The organism is Vibrio sp. 10N.286.48.B8, assembly GCF_003050085.1.
GTDB lineage: Bacteria > Pseudomonadota > Gammaproteobacteria > Enterobacterales > Vibrionaceae > Vibrio > Vibrio crassostreae.
In genome coordinates this window covers 25,495-38,541 of the sequence record NZ_PIGD01000023.1, presented here as the reverse complement: position 1 = coordinate 38,541, position 13,047 = coordinate 25,495, and the positions used below count along the sequence as shown (strand labels likewise).

7 protein-coding genes are annotated in these 13,047 nt (G+C 44.8%); 6 read left to right on the top strand and 1 reads right to left on the bottom strand.

Features of this window, described 5'->3' with window-relative positions:
* Positions 1 to 137: 137 nt before the first annotated feature.
* Positions 138 to 1,109: a tripartite tricarboxylate transporter substrate binding protein gene (locus tag CWO08_RS20535; protein WP_054547685.1), complete on the bottom strand. Its 972-nt coding sequence runs from the start codon at positions 1,107 to 1,109 to the stop codon at positions 138 to 140.
* 449 nt (positions 1,110 to 1,558) lie between these two features.
* Here CWO08_RS20535 and CWO08_RS20530 point away from each other — a divergent pair, with 449 nt between their 5' ends.
* From CWO08_RS20530 to CWO08_RS20505, 6 genes are all read left to right on the top strand, one after another.
* Positions 1,559 to 4,729 (top strand): HD domain-containing phosphohydrolase, encoded by a 3,171-nt coding sequence (locus CWO08_RS20530; RefSeq protein WP_108020999.1) that lies wholly within the window; start codon positions 1,559 to 1,561, stop codon positions 4,727 to 4,729.
* Positions 4,730 to 5,094: 365 nt separating this feature from the next.
* Positions 5,095 to 7,326 (top strand): inverse autotransporter beta domain-containing protein, encoded by a 2,232-nt coding sequence (locus CWO08_RS20525; protein ID WP_108020998.1) that lies wholly within the window; start codon positions 5,095 to 5,097, stop codon positions 7,324 to 7,326.
* Between the two features lie 50 nt (positions 7,327 to 7,376).
* Positions 7,377 to 8,111, top strand: coding sequence for a hypothetical protein (locus tag CWO08_RS20520; protein ID WP_102285125.1), 735 nt, complete (start codon positions 7,377 to 7,379; stop codon positions 8,109 to 8,111).
* Positions 8,112 to 8,187: 76 nt separating this feature from the next.
* Entirely contained in the window at positions 8,188 to 9,114 is a 927-nt protein-coding gene (locus CWO08_RS20515) for a hypothetical protein (protein ID WP_108020997.1), read from the top strand.
* A gap of 285 nt (positions 9,115 to 9,399) precedes the next feature.
* The gene (locus tag CWO08_RS20510; RefSeq protein ID WP_258185405.1) at positions 9,400 to 10,089 is read left to right on the top strand and encodes a hypothetical protein; all 690 of its coding nucleotides are present in this window, start codon (positions 9,400 to 9,402) and stop codon (positions 10,087 to 10,089) included.
* 316 nt (positions 10,090 to 10,405) lie between these two features.
* Positions 10,406 to 12,997: a hypothetical protein gene (locus CWO08_RS20505; protein ID WP_108021010.1), complete on the top strand. Its 2,592-nt coding sequence runs from the start codon at positions 10,406 to 10,408 to the stop codon at positions 12,995 to 12,997.
* The last annotated feature ends 50 nt before the right edge of the window (positions 12,998 to 13,047 follow it).

The following is a 13,047-nucleotide window of genomic DNA, read 5'->3' as shown; positions in this document are numbered from 1 at the left end:
ATCAGCCACTTGCGTTTACAACGAATCGGCAAGCGTTAGTAATACGTCTACGAATAAACAAAGGAGTTTGAAGTTAACTCATGTACGGCGAAACAAGGAAAGAGTAAGAGGGCACATAAGCCCTCTATGGCTGTTGGTTATTTCAAGAAACCAAGCTCACGCATTAGGTCGCCCATCTGTTTTTCTTGATCTTCTAGGAAGGCGTAAAAATCTTTGTCAGCTTTGTAGTTGTCGATCCAACCGTTACGGTCACGAACCACTTGCCACTCATCGGTTTTGTACATTTTGCCAAGCGCTACATTCCATTCGTCGATCTTCGCTTGGCTTGTGCCTGGTGCTGCAAAGAAACCACGCCAGTTAGCGAATACGGTTTCGTTGCCGTACTCAGTCAGTGTTGGGATATTAGGTGCAGCGTCAAGACGCTTTGGCGCCGTCACAGCAAGCACTTTTACTTGGCCAGATTTAGACATCTCTAGCACTTCACCAAGGCCAGTAGAAAGCAGCTGTGTTTCGCCAGAAAGCAGTGCCGCCATCGCTTTACCGCCAGCATCGTAGGCAATGTAGCGAACTTTTTTCGCATCAAAACCTTCGCCCTTGAACGCCGCAGCAACTACAAGGTGGTCCATGCTGCCACGAGCTGAACCGCCAGCAATTTTTACTTTACGAGGGTTTGCTTCGAATTCTTTTACTACGTCTTCCCACGTGTTGTATTTAGAATCTGCAGAAGCCACGATTGCGCCGTAATCGGCAATGGTTGCAGCAACAGGTGTTAGGTCACGGAAAGACTGTGGGAAAATACCCGTTAGAGAGCGCACAACGATAGGTGTTGAGTTCACCATCAGCGTGTCTTCTTGGCGTTGAGCCGTTTCAATTAGGTGTGCAATGGCTTTACCGCCGCCGCCACCAGATAAGTTTTGGAAAGAGACATTTTCTACGATGTCTGATTTGACCAATACATCACCCGTACCACGAGCTGTCATATCCCAACCGCCACCAGCGCCGCCAGGGATTAGGAAGTGGATTTTTTCTACGTCAGCAGCAAAAGTGTTGAAAGAAAAGGTTGCTGCGATGATAGAAGCCGCAAGAGTAGGTTTCAGTGCCTTGAACATGGTTCACGTTCCTTATGTAGGGTATCTCTTCAATGGAGAGAAACTTATGTTTTATTTCCAGCTACTAAACAGATGAGTAGAACATTGCTTAGCAGATGCAACTAAAGTTAACGGTGTGTTAACGAAATGTCTGTAATGCGGCGATATTGAGAATAAAGAACATTGGAATAATATTGTTCATAAAGTTCACAGTGGCGTGGCTATAGGATTCTGCCAGCCATAATAATTAGGTTTTCCTTGAGTTTATGTGAGCAATTTTTTGACTGTTGGTCGCTTTATACAGCTATGTATCATCAAAGAGGGAACTTATTGTGACGCAAAGAGTGATATGGAGAGACGATCTTGGATATATGGAATAATGTGTTGCTAGGTTGGTTATGCTACTGTAATAATATAAATATTGCTGGCATGTTACATTTCTGGGCTAGTGGTTATTCAAGGATCGAATAATGACAGACAAAAAAATTTCTTTACGATTTACTGTTGGAGGAATGTTTTTACTCGCGACTTTTCTTACCGCTGTTGTTGCGGTTTCACTGCAATATTACTTCAGTAAAAAAATGGCGACTGAGAATACCTTATCCAAGTTGACGATGGTGTCCCAAGAGTTGAGTAACTATATCGGCGCGGTTGATTCTGACGCAGCCAACACCGCGCGTTTACTTGCTTCAGTGAAACGGTCTATCAGTAACAAAATATCAAAAGAAGAGTCGCGTAGTATTCTTTCTGAAGCCATTAAAGATAACCCTCTCTTTTATAGTATTTACATTGGCTCATCCAATGAAAACTTCTTCCAAATTATTAATCTAGAGTCTGCCCCTGTCGTTAGAGAGAAAATCGGTGCACAACAAACGGACCGTTGGGTTGTGGTTGAGATTCATAATAGAGGGGAGGAGCGCGTCCGTACGACGAAATATTTTGACCAAGAGTTTACGCTAAGAGACTCAACTACGGAGCAGAGCAACTACTTTCCAACAACCAGGCCTTGGTATGTTTCTGCCAATGTTCAGTCGGTCGAAAAAACTCAGCCATATCTTTTTCAGCATTTACAAATTACCGGGCAAACTTATTCTTTAGCGTTTGATGCGAAAATCGAATCTGAAGTTCAACATGTGATTGGTATTGATATTGTGTTGTCTTCTTTGGCTAGCAAACTCTCAGGTACGGCGCTTGGTTTAGCAGAAGACAGTAAGGTTGAGTCTTTCTTATATTCGAAATCGGGTAATATTATTGCGTCTAACCTCAAGGTTAACAATCAGGAATTGGAGTTTGATGTATCCACATTGATGCTATCGTCTGAACAACAAACCTTGGTTAACGATACCCCTCCGCTGTTAGTGTCTAATCAAAATGATTGGGGGCCGATGGACTTTTCAGTGGCGGGAAAGCCAAACGGCTATGCGATAGACCTTCTTAACATGATTGGTGAGATGACAGGGATCAGGTTTGAATTTGTCAATGGTTTCTCTTGGGGCGAGCTTGTCAGTAAGTTTCAAGAAGGAAGTATTGATGGCCTGCAATCGGTTCAAAATTATAAAAATAATGGCATAGATGGCCTATACACGACTCCAATTTATGAATTGCCATTTTCTGTCGTGACAAGGGTCGGTGCGAAGGTTGTCACTAATTATGCCGAGCTTGAGGGTAAAAAAGTTGCCATTTTATCTGGGTGGTCAATTATTCCTAAGTTAAGAGAGGACTTTCCGAACATTGATTTAGTTGAATTTGAAAACCTAGAGTCTGCATTTAATTCAATTGAAAGCGAAGAGAACTTTGCTTTCTTAGAAGCTGAACCCGTACTCTCGTTTGCATTAGATAGGTTTTTCCAGCCAGGCCTTGTTGTCAATGGGACTCTAGAAGATCTAAAACAGAACTACTCAAATCAATTCCATTTGGTGCTGCAGAGCAAGCATAAACAATTGCTTCCAATTATTGATCAAGCTATCAGCAAGTTAAGTGGTGAACAACTTGATGCCTTAGCAAAAAAGTGGCTGCATGATACCGGCTTTAATACGAATACGACGGTTCCTTATACTGAACTTTATGATTTGACTAAGGAAGCAACGGTTGAAGGTAGTATGGTAAGGGTCGAGTTGAATGGTGAGATTAAGCATCTCTATTTAAAGAAAATAGACACGGGCGAACACTACTCTGAGTATTTTGCGGTATTGATTCCCGAATCTGAAGTCTTCAGTACAGTCAATAAGCGTCTAGCAACCTCTGTTGGTGTAACGATTTTACTGATGAGTTTAACCTTGCCTGTGGCTTGGGTCTTTGGTGCACCGATAGTACGTCCTATTCGCCAATTAGAGAAAGAGACTCACAAGGTTAAGTTGCGTGACTATGACAACGTAGCTGTGCTTAATACTCGTATTAAAGAAGTGTGGGAGTTATCTGTTGCTGTAAAAGAAATGGCAATGGAGCTTAAACGACATGAACAGAGGCAAGAGGCGTTTGTAGAGTCGTTTATCAAGCTTATCGCCCAAGCTATCGATGACAAGTCCCCTTATACGGCTGGGCACTGTAACCGTGTACCAGAGCTAGGTTTGATGCTAGCTGACGTGGCTGAGAAATCGCAGTCTGAGCATTTCAAAGACTTTAAATTTGAGAACGACGATGAACGTCGTGAATTTAGAATTGCGGCTTGGCTTCATGATTGTGGCAAGATCACAACACCTGAACATATCGTGGATAAAGGCTCTAAACTAGAAGCGAACTATAACCGTATCCATGAGGTGAGAACTCGATTTGAGGTGCTTTGGCGTGATGCAGAAATTATGGCTTTGCGGAAGCAACTTGAAGGTGAGTTTCCAACGGATCAGATAGCCGAAGAGCTAGCGGCAACCAAGCAAAAGTTACAAGACGATTTTGCATTCATCGCGACATCTAATGTGGGTGGTGAATTCATGAGTGATGACAAAGTTGCTCGTATTCGCTTGATAGCTGAAACGACTTGGACGCGTAACTTTGATGACCAATTGGGTTTATCGCCAATAGAGGCGATGAATCGGGTACCTAGCTCAAGCTTACCCGCTATAGAGCAGCTTTTAAGTGATAGACCAGAGCACATAGTGAAACGAGACCGACCATTAGAGTTTGATCCTAAGCATCAAATAAAAATGGATGTTCCTGAGCACTTATACAATCTGGGAGAAATTTATAACTTAAGTATCTCACGTGGCACTTTAACGGTGGAAGATCGATTCAAAATCAATGAGCATATGATAGGTACCATCAAAATGCTTGAAAGCCTGCCATTCCCGAAAGAGCTAAGCCGTGTGCCTCGTTATGCATCGACTCACCATGAAACCCTTAAAGGTACAGGCTATCCAAGGAAGTTGACTGGTGACGACCTTTCAATCCCTGAACGTATTTTGGTAATCTCAGATATTTTTGAAGCGTTAACCGCTGCCGATAGACCTTATAAGAAAGCGAAGCCAATTAGTGTTGCTGTCGACATCATGCACAAAATGGCGCTGGATGAGCATATCGATATTGAACTGTTTAGGCTGTTCTTAACCAGCGAGACCCACATTCGATACGCTGAAACGTATTTGAACCCAGAGCAGATAGATAGCGTAAACTTGTCGATATACCTACAGAAAAGTGCAGCGGCTTAGTACACCTCGGTTAAAGATGCTTAGCATACTAGATGCATTTTAGGTGAATAGGCGGTTTATCGTTAACCTAGCAGAACTGAAAGCGTACCTAATTGGTGCGTTTTTTTGCAATATCGGCACGTTTGAATACGCTCCGATTTTGTGACGTACCGATCTATCGCTCGATAACCCACCTAAATTAGGTATTCACCCGGTAATTTTATAAATAAAAAACTAAAAAAGTTCTAAATTACATACCTTTTAGCCATCACTTCACCTTCCAAATTATTGAATTTCAGTACTTTTCATCTTTCACGGTGAATCACGCGGTAATTCGAACTTTGTTGATTAATATTCTGAAAAATTTTTGAAGAATCCATTTTGTCATGTTTAAGCCACGAACCATTAATGCTGTGTTCTTACTGCCATGTAGTTTGGCTGTGAGCCTAGCATGTTATGCAAACCCATTAGAGGTGAGCCAATCAAAACCTATAGAGGTAGCGACAAACGCGCAAGCCAGCAATGAGCAAGCGACGGTAAAAAATACCTTTGTCACGTTTTCAGCTTATCAAGTCGATGAAGCGCTGCTCAATACCATTATTAGCATGAGCACCTATTGTCGTGAGGTTGAACTAGGAAAGGACGAGCTTCAGTGTGGTCCATACAGTGATGCGGAGTGGAAAAATGTAGAGCCCCTTATTGCTGAATTGACCGATCACCAATATCAGACTCGCAAGGGGCTAAATAGTGCTTCGTTGCCAAACCTTGCTTTGGACGAGGCAAAGCTTAACGAAACTAACCCTTATGTTGCTCCCGTGACTTCCGAACTGGTGACCATTGCTCAACAGCAGTCTGAAGCGGGCAACATTCGCGCGTACCAAGAGCAAGTGCCATCGCGTTTAGTGGCTGCTGGTGTGAGTGAAACAGAAGACTGGTTATCTGAGGCTTTTGATGGCGCACAGTTTGATTTAGGCGTCTCTTTAGCGAAAGGCAGCAAATGGCAAGTCGATCAGGTTGAAAGCCTGTTCCCTTTTTGGCAAGCCGACGATAAATCTTTGTGGTTTATTCAAGCGGGTGCCGTGTTTAACCAGGACGACTTCCACGGCCGAGATTTCTCGCATATTGGTACGGGGTATCGTCAACTCGCTGAAGATGAGTATTACGGGGTAAACACCTTCATAGATTATGACCACCAGCGCTATCACCGAAGAATGAGTTTAGGTGTTGAGTACGGGGTGGGTTACGGAAATATGAGCTCCAACTTCTACTTCCCTCTGTCGAATTGGAAAGATTCTCCGGACGAGTATGAAGGCATGAACAGCCTTGTTGAAAAGCCTGCGAAAGGTTGGGATCTCACGCTAGAAAGCTATCTACCGATGGATACACGCTGGAAGTTAAGTGGCACAGCGGGTCAATACCTTGGTCGATACGTAGAACATCGCGATGGCAGTAACCCGACCAAAAACCCGTTGCGTTTCGAGTTAAACACCGAGTTTAAACCGAACAAAGAGCTGGCGTTCTCGTTGGGATACCAAAATGAGGAAGGGGCAAGTGAACAGTGGATAGCTGGTGTTAACTATACCTTGTCTCTTGGCGGTTTCTACGAGCCTGAGCGCCGTGAAGTTTTCCAAAGTTCGCTACCAAAACAAGACCGTTTAACGGACTTTGTTGAACGTGACCATAACATTGTTTTGGAATACAAACAGAAATACGCAGAGATCAGTATTCGTCTGCCTGAATCTGTAGTGGTTGCAGAAAATTCTCAGCAGTCATTAGCGGAGTGGATGGAGGTGAAAGGGGGACCTGACATCGTCTCTTACACCTGGTTAGGTACTGCCAATCCATATCTGAACAGTCAGAGTGCTTCGGTACCTTTATTTACCGCGCCAAGCTACCGCTATGACGGCAACAATACACTGTCGCTCAAGGTTCGATATACGCTAAAAAGCGGCCAAGTGAAAGAGTCTAACACCATGTCGATTACGGTCACTGACAGTAAGTTTCTCGAGTCAATTTCGTTTGAACCAGAAACCGCGACCGCGGGTGAAAGCATTGTTGCAAGTGCCTTATTGAGCAAAGCGGTTGCCGATATCCCGGTAACCTATCAAATCACCGCTGAAGACTTAACATCTTTGACGTTGAATGGTGAGACGTTAGAGCTAGAACCGAACCAAGCGAACTTCGTTTACCAAACCGTCACCAATGAAGAAGGCATCGCTGAGCTGGTTTTACTGAGTCATGTGGCGCAATCCGTCACGGTAAAAGCAATTTACGATCAGAACGAACAAGACGCAAAGCAAGGCAACATTGAGTGGTTAAAGGGCAGTGTCTATCGTGTCGACCTGTTTCATGAAGGGCACCATCTAGATGAAGACCTATTCACGACGGAAGCCATCACGGCTTATGTGTTCGAAGATGAAGCGGCGGTATTAGACCTCTCTCAATACTCGTTCCAATGGTTTCGAAGAGAGCATGATACGCAAAACGAATTTACCAAGGTGGCGAACGCCAATCAGCAAAAGTACGTGTTGAAAGGCGAAGACCAAGGGTTCCAGTTCAAAGTCCAAGTGACAAAGAAAAAAACGTCGGATTCAAAGTCGGCGACAAACAACAAGTAATTCATAACTAACAATAAAACATGAACGTTTTCGTTCAGAAAGGAAAGACAATGAAAAAATCAATGATCACTATCGGCCTACTTATGGGTGGTTTTACAGCAACAGCAGCTTGGGCTATCGACAGCGTTGCCACTGCACCTGTACAAGGCCACAAACCAACGGTATCGGTTCCTGTGGTGACGACAACTGATATTGTATGGACACCTGCGGATATTGAAGTCGAATTCGATGCACCTACTACTCTTGAAGACCAAGACGGTGATGCCATCACCAAGGTGACGTACTGGTTAGAAGATGCGAGTGGTACCGAATACGCAAAAGTAGATGAAGCGGATATCAGCGAGTTGAACAAGGGTGTCATTACATTTTCAAACTTCAATGAGCTAAAAAACAAACAATTAAACCTAGTGTGGCAAGTTCATACTGAACACGGCTACCCGTCAACAACGCTTGTCTCTGATAAAAAGAAATCGAATGGCTTCAACGTTGCTGCAGCAATGGCTCTCACCATCAGCGGTAATGCCGTAGTGGGTGAAACTCTGACGGTACACGCGGATGACGGTGCGGTTGTTGACCTGAATAAAGCAGATGTGACGTTCACACTGACAGCAAATGAAACAGATACCGCTGGCCTTTACCCGCAAGGCGATGCTGAAGCTGCGCTTCAAGCGGCGCTGGTTGACGCCGGTAATGACCTAACATTCGTTCTACCGAAAGAGGCACAAGGTTACACGATCACTGCGTCTATGAACGAAGCACCAATTACTCGTGCTTCACTGCGTTAATCCTTTGATACTGCTTTAACCACTAACCAAGCGGGCTGTTTTCAGCCCGCTTTCTCTCGATAGGGGTAGTACAACCATGATACGTCAATCCATCATCACTATTTGGGCTTTAAGCTGTTCTTGGTCAGCGATGGCAGAATGCCCTGAACACCAAGTTTGCTCAAACCATACGCCCGCCATTTCAGGCCACGGTTACCCAACGGATATGCCCGTGTGGAATGTCGCACCGAGTGAGAACAACACCATAGGCACAGGCCCTATTTCCGTTCGTCCGATTCAAGATCTCGATCCTGATGGCGATGAGGTCATCGGTTCTTCAAAAACCTACCATTGGTGTAATGGTGAGGGAGAGTGCTTCGCGAATTCGCCAACCCTGACCATCAACCCATCCGACATTGATAAGGTGTTTAATAAAGGCGTGGGCTTTAAACCTCTGACCGTGACATACAGCGGCAAGGTCGAAAAGGGCTATCCGGAAGCAACGCGCAGTTTTGAAAGTGAAGCATTACTAGTGCCACTCTCGTACCCACCAGATGGTACCAAAGGGATTTGTTATGAGGCGCAAGCTGTCGATTTTATGAACCTCGCGTTTAGCAATATTGTTCCAAATCCGCTTGGAAGCAGGCGCTATCGATTGAGCTTTCCAACGCTGGCGTTCGATTTTTTGCCAGGGGTGATAGAAAAGACAGAGTTGGTAAGCGCTCAAACAGTCAATTTCAGCCCATCGACTCCAAAGTTTCAAGACAAAAAGTTACCCGAAACGCTGGTCGTCAACTTCTCATACGATGGCAACAACCCGATATCGATTACGCTGAGCAAGCAACCGATCCCCCCTCAATACGGTTACGTGATATATCAAACGACTGGCGCCAACTTGAATTTGCCTTATCCGGAGGCAAACCCTGAAATCACCATCACAAAGCTTATATTCCAATTCATGATGGCGGGCAGTGACCAAGACAGAAGAAAAAGTATGGTCAATTGCCAACAGTTTGATCGCTAACCATCGAGACATAACCCAATCAGTTGGTGATGTTTTTTCAACTAACGAGCACTGAGGGCAAATAGATGCTTGCCTTCAGTGACTGTCACCAGCCGTTTTTATACCTGTCAGCTGTGGATACTATTTAGTGTGGGATGGCAGGCTTGTTCTCGCCGTTATATTCCATTTACGCAGTTTGTATTCGTTCACTGTGCAATGCACCCGCTTCTTCAGCCTCTAGAACAGGCCGACTTGTGCCTTTTAACCATTTTACCTTTTTATTTAATCACCAAGAGACCAACAACGATGAAATTTTCTCCTATTTACGCTGCATTGCTCACCAGCTTAGCCAGCATTTCAGCAGCTAATGCTGCTCAACACTCTCAAAACATTGCGGAAGGCTATGGCGCAGCCAATATTGACCCTCACCTGAAGTGTTTAGACTATAACTCTGCTGGTGCCAGTCAATACTGTGTGGCTAATTTTAAACCGAAAGGGCTTACTCTAGAGCCTAATCAAAGAGTCTTGATCACCACGCCGGTTTCGTTCCCACAGGGCGAATGGTACCCAGAGCAAGCGCCATCTAAGGTGGTGATTCATGGCTCTGATGCTCATGATTCTACTTGTTCGAGCTTAGGGAATAGCCAGTGGTCTTGCTTGATTCCTGTATCTGATTTCCACAGTACGGGTATGCAAGTTGAGCTGTGGGTGGTCGATGGCGTGCGCAGAATGTGGGGAGGTGAACTGACCGTCGATGATTTAGTGGAGCCGGTACCGATGGAAGCGTGTATTGATCGCGCCATTGCCTCGATTGAATTATGGAAACATCAGGGGTTTGATAGCTACCGTTATACCGCAGAAAAGCTGCACTTAGCGCTGGAAGGGCTACCGACCATCCCTTACCAAGACACCATCGATGAAAATGCTCTGATTCTGGACATTTTACACACCTGCGCCTTGCAAGGTGACGAGGTGCCCGCGCTTCTTAAGCCATAACACTGGCGATTCTTTCACTGAGTGAGCCCGCTTTCTACGAAGTGGGCTTGATAAGCTAACTCATTGAATTAACGAGCTCTAAAAAAAACTCATAAAACCTAAACTAACGGTAATTCACTGTATTTCACGCCGAATCAAGCACAAGCTTGGCGGGTCTTTAAAGGCCGCTTCCTTTGGCTGTGATGTCCAATAACGGCCATTTGGCTGATCACGTTCAATGGCATTCGTTGCCAACGAATTCGCAGCGGTTGAGGCTTTGAAGGCCTTTATCTCCATTTTAATACTGTTACTTTCAATCAAAGAGACTGAAATCTTAATGAAATTTTCTCCTATTTATGCGGCGGTGCTCACCAGCTTAGCGAGCATTTCAATAGCCCATGCTGCTCAACACTCTCAGAACATTGCTGACGAATATGGCGCGGACAATATTGACCCTCACCTAAAGTGTTTAGATCTCAACCCACATGGTGCCAGTCAATACTGTGTGGCTAATTTTAAACCGAAAGGGCTTACTCTAGAGCCTAATCAAAAGGTATTGATCACTACGCCGGTTTCGTTCCCGCAGGGGGAGTGGTACCAAGAGCAAGCCCCATTTAAGGTGGTGATTCATGGCTCTGATGGGCGTAATTCCACTTGTTCGAGCTTAGGGAACAACCAGTGGTCTTGTTTGCTTCCTGAGTCTGGTTTCCACAGCACCGGTGTTCAGATAGAACTGTGGGTGGCCGATGGCGTGCGCAGAATGTGGGGCGGCGACCTCATCATGGACGATTTGATCCCTGATGCGCCTGAAATTGAAAACGCATCCGCTACATTTGCACCGGCAAAAGGTGAAAACCTGACCCGAGACGGCAAAATGTGGTTAGCGACCCAAACGCCAATCAATGTCACGTTAGACTTTGATTTAGTTAACGGCAGCACAAACAGTTTTGCTAACCAACCTATTCGAGTGCTACTGGAAAAAACGGTCGGTACTGGCGAAGACAACACCACAGCAGAGTGGGTAACGCTATCAGGCCAAGCTAGCAATATCACAAATGGTCACAACACCATCACAGGTCAGGTTATCCCTTCACAAGGTTGGGATTCTGCGGCGTTCTACAGTGTATCGCTGGGTTATAAGCTGAACGACAATGACACACCGGTTTCTTTTGTTGATCCGCAAGGCCGCACCACAATGACAGGCCAAGGCGCTTACTTGAGTGCATCGCCAATGCGTATTGTCGATTCTAACAACTCAGACAGCACCTGTGTGTTGACACAAAACACCCCACAATCGTGTGACTTTATTGCAAACGGTAGCGGAGTAAAACTGACGGGTCTTAATGTATGGCAAGATGATGACAACCGACAAAGCATCCAAGCGGGCACCCAAACTAAAACGTTACAAGGCGGCCACGTAAAAGACGATGTCGCATTTGATCTTCAAACCACAGGCAAACAGACGTTTACTTGGAACAACGTTTCTACGGTTGTTACGTACAACACTGATGCCAGCCAAATTGTGCTTGCCGATGCAGATGCAACGAACGATGTGATTTACGATAACGCATACATCAATGGTGCTGTTACTAAGGTGACAAACAAAGGTAACCGAAATGGCAGCCGTGAAGCGCGTAATACTGGTATTCAAGTTTCACTTGATACACTGGATCACAGTGCCATTTCAGGTTTGGAAAGTGTTACTTGGTCGGCAGAGTATCCGCTGGTTGAGTTTGTAAAAGTATACGCCCCTGAGCTACCAAGCCTAGTAGAAGAAGGTTTAAAACTGGTAGAGCAGGCAATCAACAGCACTATTTTAGCGAACGCAACTGAGTTCTCTGAAGATGACCAATTCTACCTAGATGTTGCTTCTCTTAACGATGGTATTACTGATGCAATTGCAGACTTAGGCAGCGAGTATGATCAATACTTCCCGCGTTTTGCTAACGTCGTATTGCCGCTGGATCTTGTCGCGCATTACCGTGTGCATGGTGTTGATAAGGTGAAGTCAAAACGCTTCAATATTGCGATTGGTGACCGAGGTAAGCGTATTGTTAACTTCGATAGCAATGGTAACGTACAGTGTTTGACCAATGTTGGCGGTAAGTTTGCTTTCCAAGATTGTGACACATCACAAGCGGTAAATGAAAATACAGATCCTAGTGTGCTGTTTAAATTTGTACCAGCCGCGCCAGGTACCATCACGCACCCGACGAATGTATTTCAAGTTCGCCCAGCGAGCGATGATACACAGTGCTTAACGGTAAATGGTTACAGCAGTTACAATGTGGTTAGCCAAGAATGTAATGTTGACGCTGGCGTGTCTCAATTGTTCTCTTTTAAAGCGCAATCTGATAACCACCTAGAGGAGTCTATTGTTGCTTCAGGTAATACTGCAGAGATGACGATTGCTTCATTGTTGAATGGTCGTGTCTTTGACCGCAGCGGTGGTGGTGCTGGTGGTACTCAATTTGGTGACCTGATTGTTTACCCGAAAAATGGTGACAAAGGTTCAATGAACCAACATATGTTTGTTTCTCGCTTCGGTATTCAAAATGAAGCGAACCGACCACAAACTGTGCCGGTAGATTTAACGATGCATTGTCAAACTTGGGGCGGTATCCTACAACACAATAAAATCGAGCTTTTAGCTAACAACAGTAGTGAACATGATGCTTATGTTTACATCAACTACAGTGCACGTTGGGCGCTTATCCGTGCTGGAGAATCTAAGCTAATTGATTCAAGAACGATGTTAGGCATTAATGGTTTAGAGCAAGTTTACCGCTTTAGACCGGAAATTAATCCACACAATAGTTTCTTTTCACTGCCTGCCAACCAACATGGATGCCAAGCTTGGGTCGGACAAAATAAAAACTTTAATGAATATAAAAATGGGTACCAAGCACTAATGCGAATCCCTGAGTAATAACCATTAAGCATAAGGAGCAAGGCGAGTAACCTTGCTCCTTTTTTCGA

What these genes read in the sequence shown, in the direction of transcription:
- CWO08_RS20535 (WP_054547685.1), bottom strand. Translation starts at nt 1,109, where the DNA reads ATGTTCAAGGCACTGAAACCTACTCTTGCGGCTTCTATCATCGCAGCA.
- CWO08_RS20530 (WP_108020999.1), top strand. Translation starts at nt 1,559, where the DNA reads ATGACAGACAAAAAAATTTCTTTACGATTTACTGTTGGAGGAATGTTT.
- CWO08_RS20525 (WP_108020998.1), top strand. Translation starts at nt 5,095, where the DNA reads ATGTTTAAGCCACGAACCATTAATGCTGTGTTCTTACTGCCATGTAGT.
- CWO08_RS20520 (WP_102285125.1), top strand. Translation starts at nt 7,377, where the DNA reads ATGAAAAAATCAATGATCACTATCGGCCTACTTATGGGTGGTTTTACA.
- CWO08_RS20515 (WP_108020997.1), top strand. Translation starts at nt 8,188, where the DNA reads ATGATACGTCAATCCATCATCACTATTTGGGCTTTAAGCTGTTCTTGG.
- CWO08_RS20510 (WP_258185405.1), top strand. Translation starts at nt 9,400, where the DNA reads ATGAAATTTTCTCCTATTTACGCTGCATTGCTCACCAGCTTAGCCAGC.
- CWO08_RS20505 (WP_108021010.1), top strand. Translation starts at nt 10,406, where the DNA reads ATGAAATTTTCTCCTATTTATGCGGCGGTGCTCACCAGCTTAGCGAGC.